The following is a 25,340-nucleotide window of genomic DNA, read 5'->3' as shown; positions in this document are numbered from 1 at the left end:
GCCCAGCCGATCCGTATCGGCCGCCCTCCGCCGCACTGCTCGCGTCCCTCGGCCGGCCCGTCGGCACGATCTGCGTGCTCAACGTGATGGAGGTCGACGCCTTCACCGGCATCGACCTCCACGTCCTGGCGGGCCTCGCCCCGGCCTTCCTAGCTGCCGAAGCGCTCCCACACCCGGTGGGTCGCCAGCAGGGGCTGGAGCGACTCCAGGGCCGCCGTCCCGCTCTCCGCCGTGACGACGCCGGCCGTCTCCGCCACGCCGGCCTGGCGCAGCACCTCCACGCCGCGGCCCCACGCGCCGAGCGCCTTCGCGTGCCGCCAGCACTCCTCCACCATGAGCAGCACCCGCGGGTCGACGGTCGGCGAGTCCGACGCGCCGGCCTTGGCGTCCCGGGACGGCAGCGCGTCGGGGCCGGGCGCGGGCGCGGCGGCGAGCAGCAGCGCGTCGAACTCGACCGAGCGCGCCCCGGCGAAGGTCCGCTGCACGGTGAGGTCGCCGATCACGCCGCCGCGCGGGCCGATCACCAGCGGCACCATGCCGGCGGCGAGGACCGCGCCGCGCAGCCCCTCGACCCCCTCGGCGTCGGCGGGCTCCGGGCCGATCACGATGCCGATGACCCGCCCGTCGGCGGGCCACTCGCGGCCCACCTGGGACAGCGCCGGGCTGGGCGTCACCTCGGCCAGGGGCACCGTCGCCTCGGGCGCCGGCAGGCCCAGGCCGGTGGCGACCAGCTCGCACAGGACCGGGTCGATGTTGGCCAGGCTGAGCAGCTGGCGCTCGCGAATCTCCTGGTGGTAGCAGCGGGAGAGCTCGAAGGTGTACGCGTTGACGATGTGCTCGCGCTCGACCGGCGACATGCTCAGCCAGAACAGGCGGACCTGGCTGTAGTGGTCGTCGAACGAGGCCGGGTTCGCCCGCACCTTGGGCGCCTCCGCGACCACCACCGGCGCCTCGACGAACGCGCCCTCCTCGGCCGTCGCCGTGAACGGGTTGCCGCCGTCGAGGGAGTTGGGGCGGTACGGCGCCACCCCGCCGTGGACCGCGGACTGGTGGAAGCCGTCGCGCAGCATGTCGTTGACCGGCGCGTGGGGCCGGTTGATCGGGATCTGGTTGAAGTTCGGGCCGGCCAGCCGGGTCAGCTGGGTGTCGACGTAGGAGAAGAGGCGGCCCTGCAGCAGCGGGTCGTTGGTGACGTCGATGCCCGGCGGCAGCTGGCCGAGGTGGAAGGCGACCTGCTCGACCTCGGCGAAGAAGTTCGTCGGGGTCCGGTCCAGCACCAGGCGGCCGACCGGCTGCACCGCGGCCAGCTCCTCGGGAACGATCTTGGTCGGGTCCAGCAGGTCGATGCCGGCGAAGGTCTCCTCGGGCGTGTCGGGGAAGACCTGCACGCCGAGCTCCCACTCCGGGTACGCGCCGGACTCGATGGCGTCGTAGAGGTCGCGGCGGTGGAAGTCGGGGTCGATCCCGCCGAGGAGCTGGGCCTCCTCCCAGGTCAGGGAGTGCACGCCGAGCTTGGGCTTCCAGTGGAACTTGACCAGGACCGTCTCCCCGGCCCGGTTGATCATCCGGAAGGTGTGGACGCCGAAGCCCTCCATCATGCGGAAGGACCTGGGAATCCCCCGGTCCGACATGTTCCACATCGTGTGGTGCTGGGCCTCGGTGTGCAGCGACACGAAGTCCCAGAACGTGTCGTGCGCGGACTGCGCCTGCGGGATCTCCCGGTCCGGGTGCGGCTTGGCGGCGTGGATCACGTCCGGGAACTTGATCGCGTCCTGGATGAAGAAGACCGGCATGTTGTTGCCGACCAGGTCGAACGTGCCCTCGTCGGTGTAGAACTTCGTGGCGAAGCCGCGGGTGTCGCGAACCGTGTCGGCGGAGCCGCGGGAGCCCAGGACGGTGGAGAACCGCACGAACACGTCGGTGCGCACGTCCTTGCCCAGGAACTTCGCCTGGCACAGCCGGTCGGCGGTGCCGTAGCCGACGAAGTACCCGTGGGCGCCGGCGCCGCGGGCGTGCACGACGCGCTCCGGGATCCGCTCGTGGTCGAAGTGCGTGATCTTCTCGCGGAAGTGCTGGTCCTGCAGCAGGATGGGCCCGCGCGGACCGGCCTTGAGCGAATGGTCCGTGTCGGGCAGCCGCGCACCGTAGGACGTGGTGAGGTAGTCGCCCTGCTGCGCGTTGGCGGTCGCCGGTCCCCCGGCCGGCACGCCCGTCGGGGTCACCGGCGCCGGCGTGCCCTGCTCCGGCGAGGGCGGCGGCGGACCGGCCGGCGTGGTGGGCTCGCGCAGCGACGGCGTGACGCTGCCGGGCTTGCCGGGCACGTCCGGGGTGGCCGCGTCGGTGACCTTCGCGGCGGCGGCCTCCACCACGTCCTTGACGACCTCGGTCGGTTTGCGGGAATTCATCCGGTCAGTCCCCTTCGCGACAATTGCGGGCTCCCATGCGGCTACCCGGCACCGAGAGCGCGAAACACGCGGGTACCGGCCAGCAAGATCGTGAATCGCGGCACTGCCGGTGGCCCGCGATTGACGGTGTGCCCGCACGGGCCGTAGCGTCGGCGCCATCGACGGTGACAGGAAGCCGGTGTGAGTCCGGCACGGTCGCGCCACTGTGAGCCGGGGTCCGCCCGGCGAGTCAGACCCTCCATCGTCGCACCGCCACTACAAGAGGGACGCAGAATCCCTGAAGGAGGCTCCTCGTGAGCGTGTCCTCGCCCACCCCCGGCGCCGTCGCGACGCCGGTCGTCATCCCGCTGTCCCGCTCGCTGGTGTGGCTCGCCGGCACCGCGGCGCTCGCCCTGCTCGTGTACTACTTCATCGGCGTCGACCAGGGCGCCGTGTCGATCTTCGGCAACGACGCCCACGTGCACGAGTTCGTGCACGACGGCCGGCACTTCCTCGGCTTCCCCTGCCACTGAGCGCGGGAGGACTCGTGGAAAAGCGGATCATCGCCCGCGGCGCCCTGGCCGGGCTCGTCGCGGGCCTGGTCGCGTTCGTGTTCGCGCGGATCTTCGCCGAGCCGCTGATTCAGGACGCGATCGACTACGAGAGCGGCCGCGGCGAGGCCGAGGAGGCCCTGCAGCACGCCGCGGGCGCGGCCGACCACGCGCACGACGGCGGCGAGCTGTTCAGCCGCACCGTGCAGGGCAATCTCGGCATCGGCGTCGGCATGGTGCTCTTCGGGCTCGCGATGGGCGCGCTGTTCGCGGTCGCCTACGCGATCTGCCTCGGCCGGGTCGGCAACGTCCGCCCGCGCAACCTGGCGCTGCTGCTGGCCGGGTCCGGCTTCCTGACCATGTACCTCGTGCCGTTCCTCAAGTACCCGGCGAACCCGCCCGCGGTCGGGCACGACGAGACGATCGGGCAGCGCAGCGCGTACTACCTGATCATGGTCCTGGCCTCGGTGCTGCTGCTGATCCTGGCCGTGACCCTGGGCCAGCGCCTGCAGCCGCGCTTCGGCACCTGGAACGCGACCCTGCTCGCCGGCGCCGCCTTCGTCGTGGCGACCGGCCTGCTCATCGCGCTGCTGCCGGACTTCGGCCGGCTCCCGACGAACGTCGCCGACTACGGCAAGCACGCGACGGAGACGCCGCTGCCCTTGCGCAACGAGGCCGGCGACATCGTCTTCCCCGGCTTCGACGCCGACCTGCTCTACGAGTTCCGCCTGTACGCGGTCGCGGCCCAGGCACTGCTGTGGGGCGTGCTCGGACTGGTCTTCGCGCCGCTGGCCGAGCGGCTGCTGGGCAACCGCCCGGTCCGCGTGGCCCCGGCCCAGGAGACGGCGACGGTCTAGCCGATCGCCCGTGGCCCGCCTCGCCGGCGGGCCACGGCCGATCGCGTCAGCGCGCCGGCCACGGCCGCGCCGGGACCGCCGCGCCACACCGGCCTCCGCCAATCCGGCCGCGCGCAGCGCCTCGCGGTGCCCCGCCATCGTGGGCGTGAACGCAGCGGCGTGCCCGCAGACCACCGCGCCTTACCCGCCGCAGCGGCGGAGCCAGGCCTCGGCGGCCCCGGCGGGCCCGTCGACGGGCAGCGGTCCCCGGTAGACGGTGCGGGCCCGGTCGGCGAAGTAGGCGACGGTCAGGTGCAGCAGGGCGCCGTCGCGCAGCCGATGGGTCTGGTTGGCGCTGGTCATGCCGCTGGTCGGCGCCCCGAACGCGCGCACGCCGGGGCGGGCCCGGAAGGCGACCGCGACCGCCTCGCCGGAGCTGGCGGTCAGGCCGTCGGTGAGCACCGCGAGCGGCCGGTCCGCGGCGCGGCCGGGCGGGGCGCCGGCCCGGTCCATGACGCGGCCGGCGAGCAGGATGCGCCCCCGCCGCAGTTCCCACGTCTGCTCGGCGCGCTCCGGCGGCACGAAGTGGCCGAGGACGCCGTCGGGCAGCAGCGGGGCGACGACGGCGAGCATCGGCCTCATGTTCCCGCCCCGGTTGCCGCGCAGGTCCACGATCCACCCGGCCGGCTCGGCGGACGCCAGCGCCCGCACGAGCCGCCGACCGGCCTCGCGGTACGCGTGCCGCCCGGCGGCGCAGCCGGGGATCCGCAGCCGGGCCACGCCGCCGGCGAGCTCGTCGGTGGGCGGCTCGGCCGTGGGCGGCTCGGCGACGGGCGGCTCGGCGGTGGACGACTCGGCGGTGGGCGCGGTCCCGTTCCGGCGGGGCGGCCGCAGCCCGCTGTGCGGCCCACCGGCCCGGCGCAGCACCTCGGCCAGGACCGTGTGCGTCTCGGCGTAGGTGACCGCCCCGGCGCAGCGGGCGACGGCGTCGGCTCGCACGGCGGGCCAGTCGAGGTCCGCCCGGTGCAGCGCGTCGGACTCCATGAGCGCGAGCGCGTGCAGCAGATATCGGTGCACCCGGCGCCCCGCGATGCCCACGCGTCCGAGTGTAGGCCGGTGCGCTACCGGCTGGGCGGGTACGGACTGTCGGCCAGCAGCCGCGCGAGGTGGGCGGCGTTCGCGGCCAGGGTCTTCGTGGCCGCGCCGGTGGTGTCGGGCTTGGGCCCGGCGTCGCTGTAGTCGGTCTTCCGCATGGCCTCGCCGACCCAGTAGGTGCCGCCGGCCGCCGGGACCGTGAAGCCGACGTCGTTGAGCGCCTGGAACACCTCCGCCGTCACGTGGTGGGCGCCGTCCTCGTTGCCGACCACGGCCACGACGGCGACCTTGCCGTACATCAGCGGCCGCCCCTGGTCGTCCAGCTCCGACAGCTCGGCGTCCAGCCGCTCCAGCACCACCTTGCAGATCGACGCCGGCTGGCCCATCCAGATCGGGGTCGCGATCACGAGGATGTCCGATCCCAGCAGCTTGGCGCGGATCGAGGGCCAGGCGTCGCCTTCGCCCTCGTCCGTGCTCACGCCGAACCGCACGTCGTGGTCGGCGACCCGCACGACCTCGCCGTCGACGTCGTGGTCGGCCAGGGCCGCCAGCACCTCGCGGCCGAGCAGCTCGGAGCTGGACGGGGCGGGCGACTTCTTCAGCGAGCAGACGAGCACCAGTGCGCGCAAAACGCGGTCTCCTTACAGGAATTCCTTGCGGTACAGGTCGATGAGCTCCGCGTAGTGCGGGCCGATGTTCGCGACGTAGACCTCGTCGAAGCCGGCCTCCTCGTACTGCCGCAGGAACGAGGCCTGCGCCGCGGGATCCGGCCCGCAGGCGATCGCCTTCGCCGTCTGCTCCGGCGTGACGAGCTGCGAGGCCTGCTCGAAGTGCTTCGGCGACGGCAGCACCTGGGACAGCTCGCCCGGCACCCCGGAGTTCGCCCACAGCCGGTGCGCGGTCGCGACGGCCTCCTCCTCGTTCGGCGCCCAGGAGGCCTTGAAGCCGCCCTGGACGGGCTTGTCGCCGCCGCCCGCCTCGCGGAAGCCTCGCACGAGGTCGCCGTCGGGCATGGTCAGGATGTAGCCGTCGGCGATCCGGCCGGCCAGATCCAGCGCCTTGGGGCCGAAGGCGGAGACGTAGACGGCGGGCGGCGTCTGCGGCCGCGTGTAGACCTGCGCCTGCTCGACGGTGTAGTACTGCCCGCGGTGGTTGACGAACCCGCCGTCCCACAGCTTGCGCATCACCTCGATGGACTCCTCCAGCATCTCCAGCCGCTCGGCCGCCGAGGGCCAGCGCTCGCCGGTGATGTGCTCGTTGAGGGCCTCGCCGGAGCCGACGCCGAGGATGAACCGGCCGTCGTGCAGCACCGCGCTCGTCGCGGCCGCCTGGGCCACGATCGCGGGGTGGATGCGCTGGATGGGACACGTGACCGCCGTGGTGATCGGGATCGTCACGACCCGGCTGAGCGCCCCGATGATCGACCAGACGAACGGGCTCTGCCCCTGCTCGTCGTTCCACGGATGGTAATGGTCGGAGATCCACAGCCCCTGGAAGCCGGCGTCCTGAGCCAGGCGCGCCTGCTCGATCAGCTGGGCCGGGGTGTACTCCTCGCAGGACAGGAAATACCCGATACGCATGCGGGCCTGTTACCCACGAAGGATGGCCCGTACCGTGTCCCCCTCCACATCCGCGCCGGACCGCTCGCCACCCTCGACTAGCATCGATGCAATGAACCGCATGGCCGGCCGGGCCACCCGCCGCGCCCTCGCCCGCGACGAACGGCTCGCGGCGCAGCTCGCCGGGCACGTTCCGGGGCCGCCCGGCTGGGGCCCGGCGCGGGTGGTCGTCACGCTGATGGCCATCCTCATCCAGCTCGCCGCGTTCGCCGCACTCGGCTGCGGCGCCTGGCTCGTGGTGCGGGACTTCCCGAGCATCACCGTGCTGCCGGGCGTGGTGCTGCTGGCGTTCGGAGCGCTGCTGCTGCCCAGGCCGGCCGGGCTCCCCCGCTACTCGACGCGGCTCGACCGCGCCGACGCGCCGCACCTGCACGCGTTCGTCGCCGGGGTCGCGGCCGCCGTCGGCACCCGGTGCCCGCGGATCATCGTCGTGGACGACTCCTTCGAGGCCGACGGCGGGACGACCGGGCTGCTGCGCCGGCGGTACCTGCGGATCGGGGTCCCGCTGTTCGCCGTACTGACCCCGCTGCAGCGCACCGCGCTCGTGGCCCATCAACTCGCCCACTTCACCAACGGCGACCCGCTGCGCAGCGGTCCGGCCGGGTCCGTCGACCGCAGTCTGACCGCCCTGGTGGCCCTGTTCGAGCCGAGGCGCGACACCTCGGTCCGGGCGTTGCAGGACCCGGCGATCCTGGGCGCGATGGCGGGCGCGGGCGGCGGCCCGATGCGCAGCGGCAGCGTCGGCTCGGTCTGGTACGCCGAGCTCGTCCTCAGCCCCGTGATCGCCGTCCTGCGCTGGGTCGCGGCGGGCGGGCGGCTCCTGTTCGCGAGCGCGGCCCGGGCCGACGTCCACCGCGCCGAGTACCGCGCCGACGCCGAGGCCGCCCGGGTCGCGGGCTCGGCGGCGACGCTCGCGATGCTCGACACGCTGGGGCTGCGCGAGCCGATGGTGACGGTCCTGCGCCGCCACATCCGGCAGGCCGGCGACGACCGGCCCGATCTGACCGCCTGGCGTGCGCTCGGTGACGGCGTGCGGGCGCACGCCCCGGCCGAGCCGCCGCTGTCCACGTCACCGTTCGCCGGCCACCCGCCGCTCGCCCTGCGCGCCCGGCTGGTGCGATCGCGGCCCGCACTGGAGCCGGCGCTTCCGGACGCCGCCGGCGCGGGCGTCGACGCCGACCTGGCGACCGAGTACCGCCGCCTCGCCCGGGACCTGCGCTACGGCTGACCGGGCGGCGCCCGCGGGCTCGTGGCCGGTGCGACCGGGTGCCACGGCTCGGCTCGGCTCGGCTTCGCTCGGTCCTCAGGCCGCGGTCGTCAGGTGCTGCGCGGCCAGCAGGTCCGTCAGCTCCGCCGCCGCCATCGGGCGGGCCAGGTGGTAGCCCTGGCCCGCGGAGTACCCCAGCTCGATGAGGCGGGCGGCCTGCTCCTGGTTCTCGATGCCCTCCGCGACCGTCTCGAGGCCCAGCGCCAGGGACAGCTGCATGACCGCGCGGGCCACGGCCTGGCGCGCGTCGGCCTCGGGCGTGCCCGGCTCGTCCAGCTCGATGCCGTCGACGAAGGACTTGTCGAGTTTGATGATCGCGGCGGGGAAGGCGCGCAGCAGGCTCAGCGAGGACTCGCCGGTGCCGAAGTCGTCCAGGGCCATGCGGACGCCGAGGCCGTGCAGCTCGCGCAGGGTGCGCGAGACCTGCTGGCCGCGCAGGGCCGCGGACTCGGTCAGCTCCAGCACCAGGCGGTCGGCGGGCAGGGCGCCGTCGGCGAGCGCGGCCCGGACGTCGGCGACGAAGTCCGGGTCGTGCAGCTGGCGCGCGGAGACGTTGGGGCCGGCCTTCTGCAGGGCGTCCGGGCCGAACTCGGCCAGCCACAGCGCGGCCTGGCGGCACACCTCGCGCAGCACGAACCGGCCGAGGGGGACGATCAGGCCGGTGCTCTCCGCGGCCGGGATGAACTCGGCGGGCGGGAGCAGGCCGCGGACCGGGTGGCGCCAGCGGGCGAGGCCCTCCACGCCGACGATGCGCCCGGTGTGCAGGGACATGATCGGCTGGTAGTACACGGTGAACTCGCCGGCGTCGAGCGCCCGGCGCAGCTCGCCGCCGAGCTGGGCGTGGCCCACGACCGGCTGTTCCATGCCGTCGCGGTAGCGGACCCAGTTGTTCTTGCCGCGCTCCTTGGCGGCGTACATGGCCACGTCGGCGTCGCGCAGCAGGCGGTCCAGCGGGGCGCCGGCCGGGGCCGTGGCGATGCCGACGCTGGCGTGCACGAGCAGCCGGTGCTCGCTGAGCGGGCCGGTGAACGCGTCGAGGATGCGCTGGGCGAGGGTCTCGCCGAGGACCGCGGGCTCGGTGATCAGCACGGCGAACTCGTCGCCGCCGAGGCGGACCGGCAGGCCGTCGGGGCCGGCGCCGTCGCGCAGGACCGACGCCACGGCCGTGAGCAGATGGTCCCCGACGTCGTGGCCGAGCGAGTCGTTGATGGTCTTGAAGTCGTCGAGGTCGACGAGCAGGACCGTGGCGCCGCCCGCCTCGAGCTGCTCGCCGAGCCGGCGGCGGAACAGGGCCCGGTTGGCCAGGCCGGTGAGGCCGTCGTGGGTGGCCTCGTGCTGCAGGCGCTCCTCGGAGGCGCGCTGCTCGCGCAGCAGGCGGGCGTTCTCGCGGAAGACGACGTACTGCCGGATGGTGACGAGCCCGGTCACGCACACCGAGGCCACGATCACGAGCTTGTCGGTCCAGGTCAGGGCGCCCGGGATCACGGCGATGAGGGGCACGTCGACGGCGGCGACGGCGAGGTACGGCAGCCAGGTGTTCGACCGGCGCACCCGCGCCTCGGTGAAGCCCCACTGCCGCCGCACCGCGAGGGCGCCGAACGCCGGCGCGATGGGCATGACCACGGCCTGGGCCGGGATCGTGCCCGGGTCGCCGCCGAGCACCATGAGCACCGCCACGCCGGCGCCGACCAGCCCGCACAGGCCGATGAGGCGCAGCGAGACCCGGTCGATGGGGCCGCCGCGGATGTACGAGACCTTGGTGATGCCGCCGATCGCCAGCGCGAAGGACATCGCGAGCAGGATGAGCGCCTGGGTGCTCCACACCTGGTCGCCGGAGATCATCGGGGCCAGGCCGAAGTGGAACAGCACCGTGCCGCAGCCGAGGAACGCGATGGAGCGGTCGAGCCACTGCCGCCAGCGCTCCCCCGCGCTGGCGATGCCGAGGGGGACCCGTCCCATGGCCCACATCGCCGCCAGGAACCCGGCCCCGGCGAAGGCGGCCGCGGCCGGGGGCATGACGGGCAGGGTCGACGTGTCCCGGAAGCCGGCGACGGCGAGGATGGTGTAGCCGACGCCGACGGCGCCGAACGCGAACGCCATCAGCCGCCAGAACCGGCGGGCCGGGCGGCTGAGCGGGGCCCGCCGGAGCAGGTCGAAGGCGGCCGCGGCGGCGGTCGCGGCGCCGACGGGCAGCGCGACGAAGGACACGGCGGCGGGGCCCACGCCGGTGAGCGCCCAGACGACGAACCACAGTGCGCTGGCGGCCGCGATCACGAGCGTGGCCACGACATAGCGCATCGGGGCGCGTTCGGCGGTCACGGATCGACCCATCGGCCGCCGGACGCGGCCCTTGAAGGCTTTCGGCGCAGGTCACACCCGCTCGAAAGTTTCATTTCGGTGCCGCAACTTCCGGTGCCGAAATCGCACGACACGCCGCAAACGGCCAGTTCACGGCCCACACGGTCCTTCCGGAACGAATTGACAAGGTCCGCGGCCCTTACCCACACTGCCGCCATCGACGAGCGTCGACCCGAAAGGACCCCGCATGAAGGCAAGGCTCCTCTTCGCCGGCGCGTGTGCCGCGGCGCTGGCCGCGACCTCGCTCGTGCTGGCCGGCACCGCCCACGCCGAGGCCGATCGCACGGTCACCGCGAACACGACCGGCACGCACAACGGCTACTTCTTCTCGTACTGGAAGGACAACGGCAACGTCACGATGAACCTGGGCGCCGGCGGCTCGTACAGCGTCCAGTGGAGCAACATCAACAACACGGTCGTCGGCAAGGGCTGGAAGCCCGGCTCGAGCCACACCGTGAACTACTCGGGCACCTTCAACGTCAACGGCAACGGGTACCTCGCGCTGTACGGCTGGACGACCAACCCCCTGATCGAGTACTACGTCGTGGAGAACTACGGCAACTACAACCCGAGCACGGGCGCCCAGCGGCTCGGCTCGGTGACGACCGACGGCAGCACGTACGACATCTACCGCACCCAGCGGGTGAACCAGCCGTCGATCATCGGCAATGCGACGTTCTACCAGTACTGGAGCGTCCGGCAGCAGAAGCGCACCGGCGGCACCATCACCACCGCCAACCACTTCAACGCGTGGGCCGCCCTCGGCCTGAACCTCGGCTCGCACGACTACCAGATCCTCGCGACCGAGGGCTACCAGAGCAGCGGCAGCTCCAGCATCACGGTGAGCGAGGGCCCGGGCGGCGGCAACCCGACCCCGACCACGCCGGGCGTGTCGAGCCCGCCCCCGAACAACGGTGGCGGCGGCGCGTGCAAGGTGACGAACTCGGTGAGCCCGTGGAACACCGGCCTCACCGACAACATCACGATCACCAACACCGGCTCGTCGGCGATCAACGGCTGGGCGCTGAAGTTCAGCCTCGCGGCCGGGCAGACCATCACGTCGGGCTGGAACGCGACCTACTCGCCGTCCAGCGGCCAGGTCACCGCGACCAACGTGAGCTACAACGGCAGCATCCCGCCGGGCGGCTCGACGACGATCGGGTTCCAGGCCAACCACACCGGCAACAGCGCGGCCCCGACCGGCTTCACGCTCAACGGCGCCGCCTGTTCCTGAGGCCTGACGCATGACTGGGGCGGGAGCGGGGCGGAGTCCAGATGCCGCGCCGCCGCCCCGCCTCAGTCATGAGCCGGGCCCGAGGGCTCGAGCCCGGGCGGGAGCGGGTCGCGGTGGAGGATCACCAGGCCCGCGACCGCCCGGGTCAGCGCGACGTACAGCCGGCTCATCCCCCGCGGCTCGGCCGCCGCGATGACGCCCGGCTCCACCAGGATGACGTGGTCGTACTCGAGCCCCTTCACGAGACTCACCGGCACCACCGGCCCGGGCAGCGCCGGGGCGAGCGTGTCCGGGGCGATCACCGCGACCGTCGCCCCCGACGGGGCCTCCCCCAGCGCCGAGCGCACCGCGGCGTGCAGGTCCTCGACGCGCCGCACGTCGAGGGTGCCGCCCGGACGGTACGAGCGCGTCGGCTCGATCCCCGCGGCGAGCGCCCGCGCCGCATAGTCGGCGATCACCCGCGGCACCCGGTAGCCGGTCGGCAGGTCGAGGTGGCGCACCTCCCGCTTGCCCAGCCGCTCGATCAGCTCCGGCCACGCGGTGACGGCGAGCGGGTGGGTCGCCTGCCCGAGGTCGCCGACGACCGTCATCGAGGCGAACTCCGCGCGCCGCGCGATCATCCGGCACTCCATCGGCGAGAGGTCCTGGGCCTCGTCGAGGATCACGTGCAGGTACGGCTCCGGGTCGGCTTCGTCGTCCTGCGGCGGGTCCGGCAGCAGCGGCTCGGCGAGCCGGGGCACGTAGCCCTCCTCGCCGTGCGGGTCGAAGCCGTCGCCCCAGCCGACGACGCGGTGCCCCTCGCGCCGGATGACGGCCTCGGCCCAGCGCTGGGCGGCGCCGATCTGGTCGTTGTCGATCCCGGGGCCGGCCTGGGCCATGGGGGTGAGCAGGCCGGGGGCGTAAAGCTCCCAGCCGTCGCGCAGGCCGCAGCTCAGCACGAACGTGGACACGAGGCGGGGGCCGGCGCCGAGCTCCCGCAGCCGCCACTCGGGCTCGGGGGCCCGGGGCGGGGCCGGGGGCTCGCCCAGCAGGACGGCGAGCTCGTCGAGCAGCGGCACGTCGTCGACGGACCAGCCGGGCTCGTCGCGGTACGACCGCGACAGCCGCTCGGCGTCGGCGGGCTCGAGGCCGATGACCCGCTCGGGCTCGGCGAGCCACCGCAGCACCGCCGCCGGGGTGAGCGGCGGCCACCACGCGCGCAGGAACCGCGCGAACTCGCCGCGGTCGCGGGCCTCCTCGCTGAACAGGCCCCGGTCGAGATGCCGCTGGTCGAGCCGGTCCCACAGCGCGTCGAGCAGCGCCGCGGCGGCTCGGGAGCGGGCCTCGTTGGGCTTGCCGTCGTCGCGCACCCGGCGCCGTACCGCCCGCAGGTCGTGCGGTCCGAGGGTCAGGACCTGCCCGGCGTACACCATCCGCAGGTGCTCCGGAGCCTCCGGCGGCGTCTGCCACATGAGCTCGGTCAGCACCGCCCGCATGCGCTCGTGGCCCTTGATCGCGGCGAGGGCGGCGGGGTCGCGGCGGGTGGCGGTGACGCCGTCGACGAGCTCGCCCACGGCCCGCAGGTGCACGCTGTCCTCGCCGAGCGACGGCAGGACGCGGGCGATGTAGGTGGTGAACACCGTCGACGGGCCCACGACGAGGATGCGCCCGCCGGTGAGCCGGCCCCGGTCGGTGTAGAGCAGGAACGCGGCCCGGTGCAGCGCCACCTGCGTCTTGCCGGTGCCCGGCCCGCCGGTGATGAGCGTGACCCCGCGGGCGGGTGCCCGGATCGCCCGGTCCTGCTCGGCCTGGATGGTCGTGACGATGTCGCGCATGTGCGGGCCGCGGGACCGGCGCAGCGCCGCCAGCAGGGCGCCCTCGCCGAGCACGCGCAGGTCGCCGGCCCGGTCCGGGCTCAGCACGTCGTCGTCGAGGTCGAGCACGTGCCGGCCGCGGCAGATGATGACGCGGCGGCGCACCACGCCCAGCGGCTCGCCGGAGGTGGCCCGGTAGAACGGCGCGGCGGCGGGCGCGCGCCAGTCGACGAGCAGCGGTTCGGTGCCCTCGCGGACGCCGAGGCGGCCGATGCGGTAGGTCTCCCCGTCGTCGAAGTCCAGGCGCCCGAAGACGAGCCCCTCCTCCTCGGCGTCCAGATCCCGCATCCGCGCGGCGGCGCGCAGCACCATCGCGTCGCGCTCGACCAGGCCGGTCAGTGTGCTGCCGGAGGATCGGGTGTACCCCTCCCGCTCCAGCGCGCCGGCCTGCGCGCGCATCTGTTCGAGGCGCGCGTAGACCCGGTCGACGACGTGCTGCTCGGCGGCGATCTCCTGCGTTCTGACTTCGGGCACAGTGCAGCGTAGGTCCGCTCCGGGCGGCGAACATCGGCATCAAGGGCGATGAGAACGGGTTGACGATTCCGTACAATAAAGACAGCGATTCCTTTCGCCGTGCGGCATCGTCTCAGCCGTGGTGCAGGACCGAGCCGCATTCGCCGCCCTCGTCGAGGCCCACCGCCGTGAGCTTCGCGTCCACTGCTACCGGCTCGTCGGCGCGCACCAACGCCCGCCTCGACGCGCTCGACGGCCAGGCCCGCCGCGTGCTGCCCGCCGACCTCGGGCCCGCCGCGTCCGGGCGCGAGGGACGGCCCGAGCCGCTCGACCGGCCGTGGCTGCGGCCGTGCCCGGAGCACCTGCTCGACCCGGCCGCGGGCGCGGTCGACCGGGAGACCATCGAGCTGGCGTTCCTCGCCGCGATCCAGCACCTGCCGCGGCGTCAGCGCGCGCCCGGCTGCGGCTGCGGGACCGGCGCGACTACGACAACGGCGTGCTGCGGCTGACCTACGTCCCGGCCGACGCCGGCTGAGCCGGGCTCAGGCCCCGGCCGGCTCCGCGGGCAGGGCCGCGACGATGGTGAACACCTGATCCAAAGCGGTCAGGCGGAACGTGCGCAGCAGACGCTCGTGCGGGCCCACCAGCATCAGGCTCAGGCCGCGGCCGGCTCCGCGGGCAGGGCCGCGACGATGGTGAACACCTGATCCAAAGCGGTCAGGCGGAACGTGCGCAGCAGACGCTCGTGCGGGCTCACCAGCGTCAGGCTCTGGCCGCGGCCGGCCAGGCGCTGGTAGACGCTCACGAGCACGCCCAGGGCGCTGGAGTCGATGAACTGCACCGCGGCCACGTCGACGCAGAGGGCGGCCTCGTGCTCGTCGAGGATCGCGTGCAGGTAGCGGCGCAGCTCCGGCGAGGTCGCGATGTCGAGGTCGCCGGCGGCGGTCACCACCGTGGCGCCCGGTCCGGGCCGCACCGACAACTCCACGAGATCCCCACATCCGCGTCGCCGGCCCGGTCGGGCCGCCCGCCGATGGTAGCCCCCGGGCGCCGCGAGGTGCGCCACCGCGATCGAGCGCGTCGGCGTTGCGGCGCCGTTCACCCGGATGGCGTACGTCAGGTGTTGGCGTTGCGCGCGGCGACCGGCCAGCGCCCGGCCACGCGGCCGCCCGAGACCGCGATCAGCTCGTCGGCCAGGTTCACCGCGGCGCAGACGTGGTTGGGCGCGACGCGCACGACGTCGCCTCGTGCCGGTACCTCGGCGTCGTGCGGAAACGTGACGGTGGCGTGGTGCTCCGACAGCGCCGTGATCCTCGCCTCCGGCCGGTCCGGGAGGCGCCCGGCGCCCGTCACCCACGCCGGCTGGTCGGCGCCGAGCGCCTTGCTGCCCGCGTCCAGGATGACCCGGGAGCCGTTGACGCTGACCACGGTCGCGGCCACGGTCAGCGCGACCGCGGACCAGTCGCAGGTGCCGAGCTCGACCTGCTGCGCGTCGTTGAGCAGGTAGACGCCGGGCCGCAGCTCGTTCACGACCGAGGGATCGCTCAGCGCGGCCGTGGGGGTCGAGCCGCCGCTGCGGACCGGCGCGTCGAGCCCGGCCGCCCGCAGCGACCCGGCGGCCTCGCCCAGCGCCGCGGCCTCGTCGGCGGCGGCCCGCGCCCGGTGGCCGGGGAGGTAGCCGTGGCCGGGGAACGTGAACACCCCGCGCACGTCCAGCCCGGCCCGCGCGGCGGCCGCGGCGAGCGCACCGGCCTCGGCGGGCCGCACACCGCTGCGGTGGTGCCCGCTGTCCACCTCGACCAGCACCGCGAGCCCGGGCACGGCGGCGGCCAGGAGCTCGGCCGACTCGGCGGAGTCGACGCCGACCCGCAGCGCGACCCGCTCGGCCAGGGCCCGCAGCCGGCGGGCCCGGGCGGGCGAGGCCCAGATCGGGTACGCGATGAACAGGTCCGGGCAGACCTCGGCGAACACCTCGGCCTCGGCGACGGTCGCCACGGTGAGCCCGGCCGCCCCGTGCTCCAGCTGCCGCCGGGCGATCTGGGGCGACTTGTGCGACTTGGCGTGCGGCCGCAGGGTGATCCCGCGCGCGGCCGCGGCGTCGGCCATCGCCCGGGAGTTGCGGTCGAGCACGTCGACGTCGACCACCACGTACGGCGTGCTGAGCTCCATGCGCGCGATCATGCCACGCCGGGCGGGACGGGTCCTTGGTATGGTGCGGGCCGACCCCTCGCCCTCCGGGAGCACCGATGCCGACCATCCGCGCCGTCCCCGTGCTCGCCGCGCTGCTCGCGCTCCTCACCGGCTGCACCGGCGGCACCGCCACGTGGGTCGCGCCGGAGTCCGCCCCGGGCGCCCAGGGCCCGCTGCCCGCCGCCTCCGCCGACCTCCCGCCCGCCCCCGCCGGGACCTACACCTCCCCCGCGGCCCGCAACAAGCCCGCGAAGGAGGTCGCCTTCACCATCTCCAAGGGCGCGGCCAGCCCGGCGACCGGCCGCATCGACGTGTCCCAGGGCCAGCTCGTGCGCATCACCGTCACCAGCGACGCGGCCGACCGGGTGACGGTCACCGGCTACGACCGTGGCGTCGACCTCAAGCCCGGCAAGGCCGGCTCCCTGACCCTGGAGGCGACCAAAACCGGGCTGTTCCGGGTCGAGACGCGCGCCTCGCACCTGGTGCTGCTGCAGCTCGTGGTGCGCTGAGCGCCCCGCACGCCCTAGCCGGAGCCGGCCGTGCCCGAGCCCCGACGCGTCGTAGTCCCGCAACGCGATCGCGCGGCCGGCCGAGCGTCCCGTGGGGCGGTGGCCGTCCCGTGGACAGTCACAAATCCGACCCCGCCCAGGACCCCTACACCCCGCCCTACCATCGGGTTTGGCCTCGTCGATCTGCCATAGGGTTTACACGCCGTTCAGCCTTCGTCTGCCGACCGTCGTACCGGGACGCTTAACGTCCCCAGGTCGGCCTGCGGGCCGGCGGAAACACGAAACCGACCACTGGAGGTCCGGGTCTATGTCCCGTGTGCTCGTCCGGCGGGTCTCCGTCGCATTATCCCTGTCCATGGCCGGGTTGGCGTTCCCTGCGCTCGCCGGTCCCGCGTCCGCCAACCCGGCGGGCACGGGCCTGGTGATCAGTGAGGCCTACGTCAACGGCGGCTCGTCGGGTGCGAGCTATCTGAACAAGTTCATCGAGTTGTTCAACCCGACCGCGAGCCCGATTCCGCTGAGTGGGAGCACGCTGCAGTACCGGGCGCCCACCAGCACCGTCGTGCCCAGCGGTTCCCAGGTGTTCGCGCTGTCCGGGACGGTGGCCGCGCACGGTCACTTCCTGATTCAGCTGCCCGGCAACGGGGCGGGCACCAACCCGGGGGCGCCGCTGCCAGCGGCGGACCTCAACACCGGCACCAGCGTCAACCCGGGCGCCGGCGGCGGCACGCTCTACATCGCCGCCAGCGCCACCGGTGTCCTGCCGACCGACAGCACGGTCATCGACAAGATCGGCTGGGGTACCAGCAACTCCCCCGAGGGGTCCGCGACGTCCGGGAACTCGCTGGTGCTGAGCTACCAGCGGGACGCGGCCGGCGCTGACACCGACAACAACGCCGCCGACTTCCACACGGCGACGCCGGAGCCGCAGAACGCGGCCTCGGACGGGGGCACGAGCCCGCTCGCGGTGACCAACCCCGGCGCGCAGAGCGCGATCGCCGGCACCGCGATCACGCCGCTGACCCTGGCGGCAACGGGGGGCACGACGCCGTACAGCTGGACGGCGACGGGCCTGCCCGCGGGGCTCTCGATCTCGTCGGGCGGGGTCGTCACCGGCACGCCCAGCGCGGCCGGCTCGTCGTCGGTCTCGGTCACCGCGACCGACGCCGCCGGCGGGACCGCCTCGGCGACGTTCACCTTCACGGTGAACGCCTCGACCGAGGTGCTGGCGATCGCGGCGATCCAGGGCACGAACACGGACACGTCCCCGTACGCGGGCCGGTTCGTGACCACCGAAGGCGTTGTGACGGCGGTCTACACGACCGGCGGCTTCAACGGCTTCTTCCTGCAGACCGGGGGCAGCGGCGGCACCGAGGCGGCGGACACGACGCCCGGGGCCTCCGACGCGGTCTTCGTGTTCGGGTCGATCTCGGCCGGGCAGGTGAGCATCGGCGACAGCGTGCGGGTCAGCGGTACCGTCCAGGAGTTCCAGGGCGAGACCGAGATCTCCTCGCCGTCGGTGACCAAGCTCGCCGCGCCGCTGCCGGCGGTCGTGCCCGGGACACTGCCGTGGTCGAGCCTGACCACGGACGCGCAGAAGGAGACGCACGAGGGTGAGCTGATCGCGCCGCAGGGCACGTTCACCGTGTCGGACAACTACGACGCGAACTGGTACGGCTCCTTCACCCTCGCCGCCGGGGACGCCCCGCTGCGTCAGCCCACCGACGTGGGCAGGCCGGGCAGCCCCGAGGCACAGGCCGTGGTGGCGGACAACGCCGCCCGGAAGGTGACCCTCGATGACGGTGCCAGCGTCAACTACAGCACCGGCTCGAACACCGGCACCGCGCTGCCGTGGCTGACGCCGACCAACCCGGTCAGCGTCGGCTCGAAGGTCACGTTCCACCAGCCGGTGATCCTGGAGTACCGCTTCTCGCTCTGGAACTTCCAGCCGACGCGCCAGGTCACCGACGACGGCCATGCGGTCGCGACCTTCAGCGACACCCGCACGGCCAACGCGCAGCCCGCCACCGTCGGCGGCAACCTGCGCCTGGCCACGTTCAACGTGCAGAACTACTTCCCGTTGACGGGGGAGCAGTACGTGGCGGCGGGCATGGGCACCTGCACCTGGTACGACGACCGGGCCGAGACGCACATCAGTGTGAAGTCGTGCACCGGTCCGGGCAACAGCGCCGGCCCGCGCGGGGCCGCGAACGACGCCAGCTTCCAGCGGCAGCAGGCGAAGATCGTGACCGGGATCAACCGGCTCGGCGCGAGCATCGTGTCGCTCGAAGAGGTGGAGAACTCGGCGAAGTTCGGCAAGAGCCGTGACGCGGCGCTGGCCCAGCTCGTCGACGCGCTCAACGCGGCGGCCGGCGCGAACGTGTGGGCCTACGTGCCCTCGCCGAGCGCCGACAAGCTGCCGGCCCTCGCCGACGAGGACGTGATCCGTTCGGCGTTCATCTACAAGCCGGCGGACGTGGCGCTGGTCGGCGACTCGGCGATCCTGCTGACGTCGTCGGCTCCGGGCCAGCCGTTCTCGATCGCGCGGGAGCCGCTCGCGCAGGGCTTCAAGAAGGCGGGCGCCCAGGACGCGGACGCGTTCCTGGTCGTCACGAACCACTGGAAGTCCAAGGGCTCCGGCACGCCGATGTACGACGGCGACGCCCAGGACACGTCGTCTCCCGCGAAGGACCAGGGCTCGTTCAACGCGACCCGGGTCCGGGAGGCGCAGGACACCGTGGCGTTCGCCTCGCAGCAGGCGTCGGCGCTCGGCACGAACCGGGTGTTCCTGGTGGGCGACCTCAACTCGTACACCCAGGAAGACCCGATGCAGGTGCTGTACCAGGCCGGGTACACCGACCTGGGCTCCACCCTGGACCCGTCGGAGGCCACGTACGCCTTCGACGGACTGCAGGGGTCGCTGGACCACGTGCTGGCCAACGCGGGCGCGCGCGCCCTCGTGACCGGTGCCGACGTCTGGCAGATCAACGCGCAGGAGGCGATCGCGTTCGCCTACAGCCGGTACAACTACAACGTCACGCTGCTGTTCAACGGCGCCGACCCGTTCACGGCTTCGGACCACGACCCGGTCGTCGTCGGGCTCAACGCCCCGGTGACGCCGGCCGTGCCGGCCTGGGACGCGTCGAAGGTCTACAACAACGGCGACTCGGTGTCGTACAACGGCTCCGTGTGGACGGCGCTGTGGTGGACGCAGAACCAGAAGCCGGGCGACCCCTACGGCCCGTGGCAGCAGATGGCCACGACGCCGGACGGGACCGCCCTGTGGACGCCTTCGCGCGTCTTCAACACCGGGGATGTCGTCGTGTACCAGGGCAAGCGGTACGTCGCCAAGTGGTGGACGCGCAACCAGACCCCCGGTGACCCCTGGGGCCCCTGGAAGCTCGTGTAGTCGGCGCCGGGGCCGTCCGCGAGGGCGGCCCCGGCGTTCTACCGGCTCAGGAAGTCCAGCAGCGCCTGGTTGAAGGCGTCGGCGTGGCTCACGTTGCAGCCGTGCGGGGCGCCGGGCAGGACCACCAGGTCGCTGCCCGGGATCGCGGCGTGGGTGCGCTCCCCGGAGCCCTCGTAGGGCACCGTCGCGTCGCCGTCGCCGTGCAGGACCAGCGCCGGGACCGTCACGCGCTCGAGGTCCTCGCGGAAGTCGGTGTTGCCGAAGGCCGTCAGGCACTCCAGCGCCGGGATCTTCCCCGCCTGCGCGCACAGGGCGAGCGCCTCCTGCCGCTGCGCCTCGGTCACCTTGAGCACGCCGTGCACCGAGAAGAACGTCGTGATGAAGTCCTCGTAGAACGCGTCCTTGTTCGCGGTCAGCGACGCGGTCATCCTGGCGGCCTCGCTCGCGTGCAGCGGCCCCTCCGGGTTGTCGGGCGTCCGCATCAGGTACGGCGTGACGGCGGCGGCGAACACGACGCTACGCACTCGTTCGGGGCCGTACCTGCCCAGGTACCGAGCCACCTCCCCGCCGCCCATCGAGAACCCGACGAGCGTCACGTCGGCGAGGTCGAGCTCGGTGAGCACCGTGTGCAGATCCTCGGCGAGGGTGTCGTACCCGTACCCGGTCAGCGGCTTGTCGCTGCGCCCGAACCCGCGCCGGTCGTAGGTGACGGGCCGGTAGCCGGCCCGGCTCAGCGCCGGCACCTGGGCCGCCCACGAGGCGCCCGACAGCGGCCAGCCGTGGATGAGCACGACGGGCCGCCCCGTGCCGCCGGCGTCCTCGACGTGCAGCTTGACGTCCCGCACGACGCCGTGGTGCGCGATGATCTCGGTCATCACCCAGAAATGCCCGCGTGGGAGGCGCTCACACAATGATCTTGCGGGCGTGCACGCGCTCGACCGTCCCGGCCTTGCGCCGCTCCACCTCCACAATCTCGAACCCGGCGCCGCGCACGAGCGGCAGCTGCCGGCGCGTGAAATGCTCGCCCCAGGCCCGGATGGTGAACCGCTCCACCAGCCACTGCGCGGCGCGGACCGGCGGCCAGGTGCTGCCGACGTGGTCGACCAGCAGCAGCCGCCCGCCGCCCACGAGCACGCGGTGCATCTCCGCGACGGCGGCGCCCGGCCGCGGGATGCCGCACAGCGACAGCGCGCACACGATGGTGTCGAACGTCCCGGTCGCGAACGGCAGCGCCTCGGCGTTGCCCCGCAGCAGGTGTACCGTGCGGTCGAGGCCGGCCGCCCGCTCCCGCGCGATCGCGAGCATCGCCGGGCTCAGCTCGAGCCCGGTCACGGTCGTGTTCGCCGGGTAGAGCGGCAGGTTCAGTCCGGTGCCGACCGCGACCTCCAGGACGCGGCCGTGCGCTCGGGTGGTGAGCCACTGCCGTGTGCCGCCGAACCAGACGCGCTCGAAGAACGCGATCTGCCGGTCGTACGCCGCCGCCTGCTGGTTCCAGGCGCGCAGCACCTTCGCGGTCTGCCCGTCATCGGCCATCCTTGCCAGTGTAGAGGCCCCACGCGGCCCGGCCCGGCCGGTCGAGCGCCGCGAGACGCGTGCGGACCCCGATCACGCGCGCCGGGTCGGGCAGACGGGTCGGTGCGACGGACACGGTCAGCGGCTCGCTCGTGGGAGATCGTTGATTCGCGGTCGCGGTCGCGGTCGCGGTCGCACGGGAACACGGCCGAGGCGTGCGGGCAGTCATCGGTATGTTGCACTACATGGCCGACCCGCGGGAGGGCCCGGCCGACGTGGCGGACCTCTTCGACCGGTACGGCGCCGAGCTGCGGCACTACTGCGCGGGCCGGGTCGGGGGCACCATCGCCGAGGACATCGTCGCCGAGACGTTCCTCATCGCGTTCCAGCGCCGCGACAGGCTGCTCGACGGGCCGGCACGGGCGTGGCTCTACGGTATCGCGACGAACCTGCTGCGCCGCCACCGCCGCACCGAGACCCGCGCGCTGCGAATGCTGGCCCGGACCGGTCATGATCCATTGGTACCGGACGTGGCCGACCGCGCCGTCGACCGCGCGCACGCCTCGGCGGTGAGCCGGGAGCTGGCCGCCGTGCTCGCCCGGCTCCCGGCCCGCCAGCGCGACGTCCTGCTCCTGTACGCGCTGGCCGACCTCGACTACGACACCATCGCGCGCACGCTCGGCATCCCGCTCGGATCCGTGCAGTCGGCGCTGTTCCGCGCGCGCACGAAGCTGCGCGCCGCCCTGGCCGGCGCGAACTCCGAGGGGGAGCTGTGAGCACCGACGACCGGTCCGACCTGAACGCGGTGCGCGCGCTCGCCTCGCCGCGCACGGCCGCGACGCTTGAAGAGCTCACCCGGCTGCGGTACCGGGTGTTGCACGCCGACGCCCCGCGCTCCCGTCGCCGGGCCCGGCTCGCGCGGGTCCCCGCGGCCGTTCGCCGGGCCTGGCTCACGCCGATCGCCGCGGCCCTTCACCGGGCCTGGCCCGCGTCGGTCGCCGCCGCCGATCGCCGGGCCCAGCTCGCGCCGGTCGCCGCAACCCATCGCCGGGCCTGGCTCGCGCCGGTCACCGCCGCCGATCGCCGGGCCCAGCTCGCGCCGGTCGCCGCAACCCATCGCCGGGCCTGGCTCGCGCCGGTCGCCGGGACCCTTCGCCGGGCTTGGCTCGCGCCGGTCGCCGGGACCCTTCGCCGGGCCTGGCTCGCGCCGGTCGCCGCCGCCGTGGTCGCGCTCGCCGTGCTCGCGGGCGTCGGCGTGGCCCTGCACCGCGGCGACCCGCAGGGAACCGGCCTGGCCCCGGCCCCGTCGGGCACCCTGGAGCTGGGCGCCCCGATCGACCCGCGGCTTGGCTGGGACGACCTGGTGCGCGCGGCCGGGGAGACCGAGCCGCTCGCGGCCGGCGGGCAGGATCAGCTGCATGTGCGCATGACCATGCTGGTGCCCGCCGGCGGCCCCGGCCGGGATCTCGTCCCGCAGGTGCGTGACACCTGGTACGAGGTGCGGGGCATGATCCCGGTCCGCGACCTCATCGACGGGCGCCCGGCCGGCCCGGGCCCGAAGGGCGAGGACGAGACCGAGCTCGAACGGCGGAACTTCGCGTCGGCCGGGCCGGGCGTCGCCAATCCCACGCCGGAATGGCTGGCGGGCCTGTCGCCGGACCCGTCGGTCCTGCTGGAGCAACTCGGCGCCGGCGAGTCCGCGGACAAGCTGTGGGCCACGTGCACGTCGCTGCTCCTGCGGGTCGATCCCCTGCTACCGAGCGGTGTCCGCGTCGCACTACTGCGTCTGCTCGGCCGGATCGACACGCTGGCGCTGCAGGAGGTGACGGTGGGTGGTCAGCGCATGATCGGCGTCGGCCTGCCGTCCGGCCAGAACCTGACGATGGTCCTGTTCGACCCGAGCACGGCACATGTCACCGGCTGGGCGCAGCTGACGCGGGACGGCGACGGCCCGTCACCGTCACCGGGCGTGCCGGACACGCGGCCGTCGCCGGGGGGTGTGCGGGTCGGCGATCAGCGCTTGTACGCGTATGAACTCGTGAAGCGCTGACGGGCGACCCGTTCGGCGGCGCCGTCCGCTGTGCACCGTCCACCGTCAACCGTCCTCCACCGTCCACCGTTCACCGTGCGCGACTCGATGAGGTGAGACCACTGCACTGCTTCTCTCTTCACCCCTCGCGAGTTCTCTCTCTTCACCCCTCGCGAGTTCTCTCTTCACCCCTCGCGAATTCTTTCTCCACTCCTCGCGAGTTCTCTCTTCACCCCTCGCGAGCCGACCGCCCTCGCCCCGCGCGAGCCGACCGCTCGTCACCTGGAGTGAGCTAACCGCTCCTAGCGTCACGTGAGCCGACGCCGCGCACCTCCCGTGAGCCGACCGTCACTCACCTCGCGCAAGCTGACCGCACCCACCTCGCGTGAACTGACCGTTGCTCATCTCGCGTAGGCCGCCGCCCGCCACGGATGCACCCAGGCCGGCGGCGGCTTACGCTCGGACGGTGATCACGTGCGTAGTCGAGTACGTCATCGATCCGGCTCAGATCGCGGCCTTCGAGCAGTTCGCGCACGCCTGGATGGAGCTCGTCGACCGGCACGGTGGGACACACCACGGCTACTTTCTGCCGTCAGAGGGCGCGAGCGACAAGGCGCTGGCGCTGTTCAGCTTTCCGAGTCTGGCCGCATACGAACAGTATCGAACCCTGTTCGGCGTGGATCCGGACTTCGTGGCGGCCGATCGAATTCGCGACGAGAGCGGGTGCGTGCTGCGCTACGAACGGACGTTCATGCGCCCGCTCCTACCCGGTTCAGCAAACCACTGACCAATCCCGCGCCGATGTCGAGGGATCGGGGCACCATCCGCGCGAGCCGTCGCGCGGCCCACACGCGTTATCCGCTCTCCCGACCGCGCTGCCGCCGCAGGACCACGGCGGCGATCCCGCCGATCGGGATCAGCGCCCAGCAGGACAGCACCCGGTACACGAGCACGGCCGCGGCGGCGCCGACACCGGTCGCGCCGGCGGCGGTCAGGCCCGCGATCAGGGCGGTCTCGACCACGCCGACGCCGCCCGGGGTCAGCGGGACCTGGCGGACGATCTGCACGGTCAGGTACACGGTCGCCATCGTGGCCACGCCCACCGGCAGGTGCAGCGCCTCGGCCACGGCGACGAGGCAGAGCAGGTCGGCGAGCCACTTCACGGTCGCGTACACCAGGGCAAACACCCAGTCCGAGGCCCGCAACCCGGCCCCGGCCCGCCACGCGTCGCCGGCCGCGCGCAGCAGGCTCTGCAGCGCCCGGGTGACCCGATTGCCGGCCGTGGGGAGCGCGTCCGGCGCCGGGGCGGGACGGCGCGCGAACCGGCGCCCGGCCAGGATCAGCGCGGTGGTCAGCGCGGCCATCCCGACGACGACCACGAGCGGGCGCCAGCTGAGCAGCCCGTCGGGATTGCGGGCGAGCAGGGCCAGGCCGCCGCCGGCGTAGAGCAGCGCGAGCCCGCCGATGGAGGCGAGCCCGGAGACGATCGCGGACGCCGCGGAGGCCTCGCGGGTGGCACCGCCGCGCTGGTACTCACGGATCGTGAACGCCGTCGACACAGCCGGCCCGGCGGGCATGGAAATCGACAACGCCGTGCCGGCGAGGGTGATCGCCATGACGTGCCCGCGGGTCAGATGCGCGCCGAGGCTGTTGAGCAACCGGCGCTGCTGCAGCGCGAACGACTCGATGGAGGCCACCTGGAGCAGGGCGGCAAGAGCGATCCAGCTGTACTTCGCGCCGCCCAACGCCGCCAAGATGTCCTGCGGCGACGGCAGCCGCCCGTGCAGTCCGATCGTGGCGAGAACGACCGCGATGAGCGCGATGACCGCGAGCCGCACCCAACGCCGACGGCGCCGCCGCGGCGGGGCCGGGGGCGCGAGCTCGGGCTTGGTGGACGCGGACACCGTCTGATTATCCCCAACGGCATCTCACCCCCTCGCCCCCGGCACCGTGGCCAGCGTCTCAGCGGGCGATCAGGCGTCGGCCAACGTCCCGCACCCCGCCCTCGCGCAAGCTCCCATCCGCACCGGCACGGCACACG

Annotated in this window: 21 protein-coding genes and 1 riboswitch; of the genes, 10 read left to right on the top strand and 11 right to left on the bottom strand. The window is 73.7% G+C overall.

Features of this window, described 5'->3' with window-relative positions:
• Positions 1 to 149: 149 nt before the first annotated feature.
• A complete protein-coding gene (locus ACQP1P_RS23355) occupies positions 150 to 2,405 on the bottom strand; it encodes a catalase (protein ID WP_433089433.1) in 2,256 nt (751 codons plus the stop codon).
• A gap of 159 nt (positions 2,406 to 2,564) precedes the next feature.
• Positions 2,565 to 2,652: riboswitch (adenosylcobalamin (AdoCbl) riboswitch) on the top strand.
• A 46-nt stretch (positions 2,653 to 2,698) separates the two neighbouring features.
• Between ACQP1P_RS23355 and ACQP1P_RS23350 the strand changes: the two genes are divergently transcribed.
• Both ACQP1P_RS23350 and ACQP1P_RS23345 read left to right on the top strand, forming a co-directional pair.
• Entirely contained in the window at positions 2,699 to 2,917 is a 219-nt protein-coding gene (locus ACQP1P_RS23350; protein WP_433089431.1) for a CbtB domain-containing protein, read from the top strand.
• 14 nt (positions 2,918 to 2,931) lie between these two features.
• Positions 2,932 to 3,792, top strand: coding sequence for a CbtA family protein (locus tag ACQP1P_RS23345; RefSeq protein ID WP_433089429.1), 861 nt, complete (start codon positions 2,932 to 2,934; stop codon positions 3,790 to 3,792).
• Positions 3,793 to 3,972: 180 nt separating this feature from the next.
• Here the strand turns inward: ACQP1P_RS23345 and ACQP1P_RS23340 are convergent, their stop codons facing one another.
• From ACQP1P_RS23340 to ACQP1P_RS23330, 3 genes are read right to left on the bottom strand one after another with little or no spacing between them, the layout of a single operon-like run.
• A complete protein-coding gene (locus tag ACQP1P_RS23340; protein WP_433089427.1) occupies positions 3,973 to 4,869 on the bottom strand; it encodes a S41 family peptidase in 897 nt (298 codons plus the stop codon).
• A 23-nt stretch (positions 4,870 to 4,892) separates the two neighbouring features.
• Positions 4,893 to 5,495: a flavodoxin family protein gene (locus tag ACQP1P_RS23335; RefSeq protein WP_433089425.1), complete on the bottom strand. Its 603-nt coding sequence runs from the start codon at positions 5,493 to 5,495 to the stop codon at positions 4,893 to 4,895.
• Between the two features lie 12 nt (positions 5,496 to 5,507).
• A complete protein-coding gene (locus ACQP1P_RS23330; protein ID WP_433089423.1) occupies positions 5,508 to 6,446 on the bottom strand; it encodes a TIGR03557 family F420-dependent LLM class oxidoreductase in 939 nt (312 codons plus the stop codon).
• 91 nt (positions 6,447 to 6,537) lie between these two features.
• On the opposite strand from ACQP1P_RS23330, the gene ACQP1P_RS23325 reads away from it, so the two are divergent.
• On the top strand, positions 6,538 to 7,713 hold the full coding sequence (locus ACQP1P_RS23325; protein ID WP_433089421.1) for a hypothetical protein: 1,176 nt from the start codon (positions 6,538 to 6,540) through the stop codon (positions 7,711 to 7,713).
• 75 nt (positions 7,714 to 7,788) lie between these two features.
• On the opposite strand, the gene ACQP1P_RS23320 is transcribed toward ACQP1P_RS23325, so the two are convergent.
• Entirely contained in the window at positions 7,789 to 10,071 is a 2,283-nt protein-coding gene (locus ACQP1P_RS23320) for a putative bifunctional diguanylate cyclase/phosphodiesterase (protein ID WP_433089419.1), read from the bottom strand.
• Positions 10,072 to 10,297: 226 nt separating this feature from the next.
• Between ACQP1P_RS23320 and ACQP1P_RS23315 the strand changes: the two genes are divergently transcribed.
• Positions 10,298 to 11,344, top strand: coding sequence for a glycoside hydrolase family 11 protein (locus ACQP1P_RS23315; protein WP_433089417.1), 1,047 nt, complete (start codon positions 10,298 to 10,300; stop codon positions 11,342 to 11,344).
• Positions 11,345 to 11,406: 62 nt separating this feature from the next.
• On the opposite strand, the gene ACQP1P_RS23310 is transcribed toward ACQP1P_RS23315, so the two are convergent.
• Positions 11,407 to 13,671 (bottom strand): HelD family protein, encoded by a 2,265-nt coding sequence (locus tag ACQP1P_RS23310; protein WP_433089415.1) that lies wholly within the window; start codon positions 13,669 to 13,671, stop codon positions 11,407 to 11,409.
• Between the two features lie 167 nt (positions 13,672 to 13,838).
• Between ACQP1P_RS23310 and ACQP1P_RS23305 the strand changes: the two genes are divergently transcribed.
• Positions 13,839 to 14,159, top strand: coding sequence for a hypothetical protein (locus ACQP1P_RS23305; RefSeq protein WP_433089414.1), 321 nt, complete (start codon positions 13,839 to 13,841; stop codon positions 14,157 to 14,159).
• A gap of 146 nt (positions 14,160 to 14,305) precedes the next feature.
• On the opposite strand, the gene ACQP1P_RS23300 is transcribed toward ACQP1P_RS23305, so the two are convergent.
• Positions 14,306 to 14,638, bottom strand: coding sequence for an STAS domain-containing protein (locus ACQP1P_RS23300; protein ID WP_433089412.1), 333 nt, complete (start codon positions 14,636 to 14,638; stop codon positions 14,306 to 14,308).
• Between the two features lie 128 nt (positions 14,639 to 14,766).
• Entirely contained in the window at positions 14,767 to 15,819 is a 1,053-nt protein-coding gene (locus ACQP1P_RS23295; protein ID WP_433089410.1) for an alanine racemase, read from the bottom strand.
• A gap of 77 nt (positions 15,820 to 15,896) precedes the next feature.
• Here ACQP1P_RS23295 and ACQP1P_RS23290 point away from each other — a divergent pair, with 77 nt between their 5' ends.
• Positions 15,897 to 16,349, top strand: coding sequence for a hypothetical protein (locus ACQP1P_RS23290; RefSeq protein ID WP_433089409.1), 453 nt, complete (start codon positions 15,897 to 15,899; stop codon positions 16,347 to 16,349).
• A 355-nt stretch (positions 16,350 to 16,704) separates the two neighbouring features.
• Positions 16,705 to 19,758: an ExeM/NucH family extracellular endonuclease gene (locus ACQP1P_RS23285; protein WP_433089407.1), complete on the top strand. Its 3,054-nt coding sequence runs from the start codon at positions 16,705 to 16,707 to the stop codon at positions 19,756 to 19,758.
• Between the two features lie 38 nt (positions 19,759 to 19,796).
• On the opposite strand, the gene ACQP1P_RS23280 is transcribed toward ACQP1P_RS23285, so the two are convergent.
• Complete coding sequence (locus tag ACQP1P_RS23280) at positions 19,797 to 20,633, bottom strand: alpha/beta fold hydrolase (protein WP_433089405.1); 837 nt, start codon at positions 20,631 to 20,633, stop codon at positions 19,797 to 19,799.
• A gap of 28 nt (positions 20,634 to 20,661) precedes the next feature.
• Entirely contained in the window at positions 20,662 to 21,291 is a 630-nt protein-coding gene (locus ACQP1P_RS23275; RefSeq protein ID WP_433089402.1) for a class I SAM-dependent methyltransferase, read from the bottom strand.
• 224 nt (positions 21,292 to 21,515) lie between these two features.
• Between ACQP1P_RS23275 and ACQP1P_RS23270 the strand changes: the two genes are divergently transcribed.
• The 3 genes from ACQP1P_RS23270 (at position 21,516) to ACQP1P_RS23260 (ending at position 24,086) form a co-directional block, all read left to right on the top strand.
• Positions 21,516 to 22,046 carry an RNA polymerase sigma factor gene (locus ACQP1P_RS23270; RefSeq protein WP_433089400.1) on the top strand — a complete coding sequence of 177 codons (531 nt, stop codon included), beginning with the start codon at positions 21,516 to 21,518 and terminating at the stop codon, positions 22,044 to 22,046.
• Positions 22,043 to 23,320 (top strand): hypothetical protein, encoded by a 1,278-nt coding sequence (locus tag ACQP1P_RS23265; RefSeq protein WP_433089398.1) that lies wholly within the window; start codon positions 22,043 to 22,045, stop codon positions 23,318 to 23,320. The genes ACQP1P_RS23270 and ACQP1P_RS23265 overlap by 4 nt, the downstream gene beginning before the upstream one ends.
• A gap of 445 nt (positions 23,321 to 23,765) precedes the next feature.
• Positions 23,766 to 24,086 (top strand): NIPSNAP family protein, encoded by a 321-nt coding sequence (locus ACQP1P_RS23260; protein ID WP_433089396.1) that lies wholly within the window; start codon positions 23,766 to 23,768, stop codon positions 24,084 to 24,086.
• A 67-nt stretch (positions 24,087 to 24,153) separates the two neighbouring features.
• Here ACQP1P_RS23260 and ACQP1P_RS23255 read toward each other — a convergent pair whose 3' ends face one another.
• A complete protein-coding gene (locus ACQP1P_RS23255; protein WP_433089394.1) occupies positions 24,154 to 25,203 on the bottom strand; it encodes a lysylphosphatidylglycerol synthase transmembrane domain-containing protein in 1,050 nt (349 codons plus the stop codon).
• Positions 25,204 to 25,340: the final 137 nt, after the last annotated feature.

This window comes from Dactylosporangium sp. CA-052675 (assembly GCF_050947935.1).
In the GTDB taxonomy this organism is placed as follows: Bacteria; Actinomycetota; Actinomycetes; order Mycobacteriales; family Micromonosporaceae; genus Dactylosporangium.
Note: the sequence above shows the minus strand (reverse complement) of the source record. Positions and strands in the feature narration are given on the sequence as shown.

Bases quoted from the DNA above. Each gene is read 5' to 3' on its own strand.
- ACQP1P_RS23355 (WP_433089433.1), bottom strand. From the start codon at position 2,405: ATGAATTCCCGCAAACCGACCGAGGTCGTCAAGGACGTGGTGGAGGCC.
- ACQP1P_RS23330 (WP_433089423.1), bottom strand. From the start codon at position 6,446: ATGCGTATCGGGTATTTCCTGTCCTGCGAGGAGTACACCCCGGCCCAG.
- ACQP1P_RS23325 (WP_433089421.1), top strand. From the start codon at position 6,538: ATGAACCGCATGGCCGGCCGGGCCACCCGCCGCGCCCTCGCCCGCGAC.
- ACQP1P_RS23315 (WP_433089417.1), top strand. From the start codon at position 10,298: ATGAAGGCAAGGCTCCTCTTCGCCGGCGCGTGTGCCGCGGCGCTGGCC.
- ACQP1P_RS23295 (WP_433089410.1), bottom strand. From the start codon at position 15,819: ATGGAGCTCAGCACGCCGTACGTGGTGGTCGACGTCGACGTGCTCGAC.
- ACQP1P_RS23290 (WP_433089409.1), top strand. From the start codon at position 15,897: ATGCCGACCATCCGCGCCGTCCCCGTGCTCGCCGCGCTGCTCGCGCTC.
- ACQP1P_RS23285 (WP_433089407.1), top strand. From the start codon at position 16,705: ATGGCCGGGTTGGCGTTCCCTGCGCTCGCCGGTCCCGCGTCCGCCAAC.
- ACQP1P_RS23280 (WP_433089405.1), bottom strand. From the start codon at position 20,633: ATGACCGAGATCATCGCGCACCACGGCGTCGTGCGGGACGTCAAGCTG.
- ACQP1P_RS23275 (WP_433089402.1), bottom strand. From the start codon at position 21,291: ATGGCCGATGACGGGCAGACCGCGAAGGTGCTGCGCGCCTGGAACCAG.
- ACQP1P_RS23270 (WP_433089400.1), top strand. From the start codon at position 21,516: ATGGCCGACCCGCGGGAGGGCCCGGCCGACGTGGCGGACCTCTTCGAC.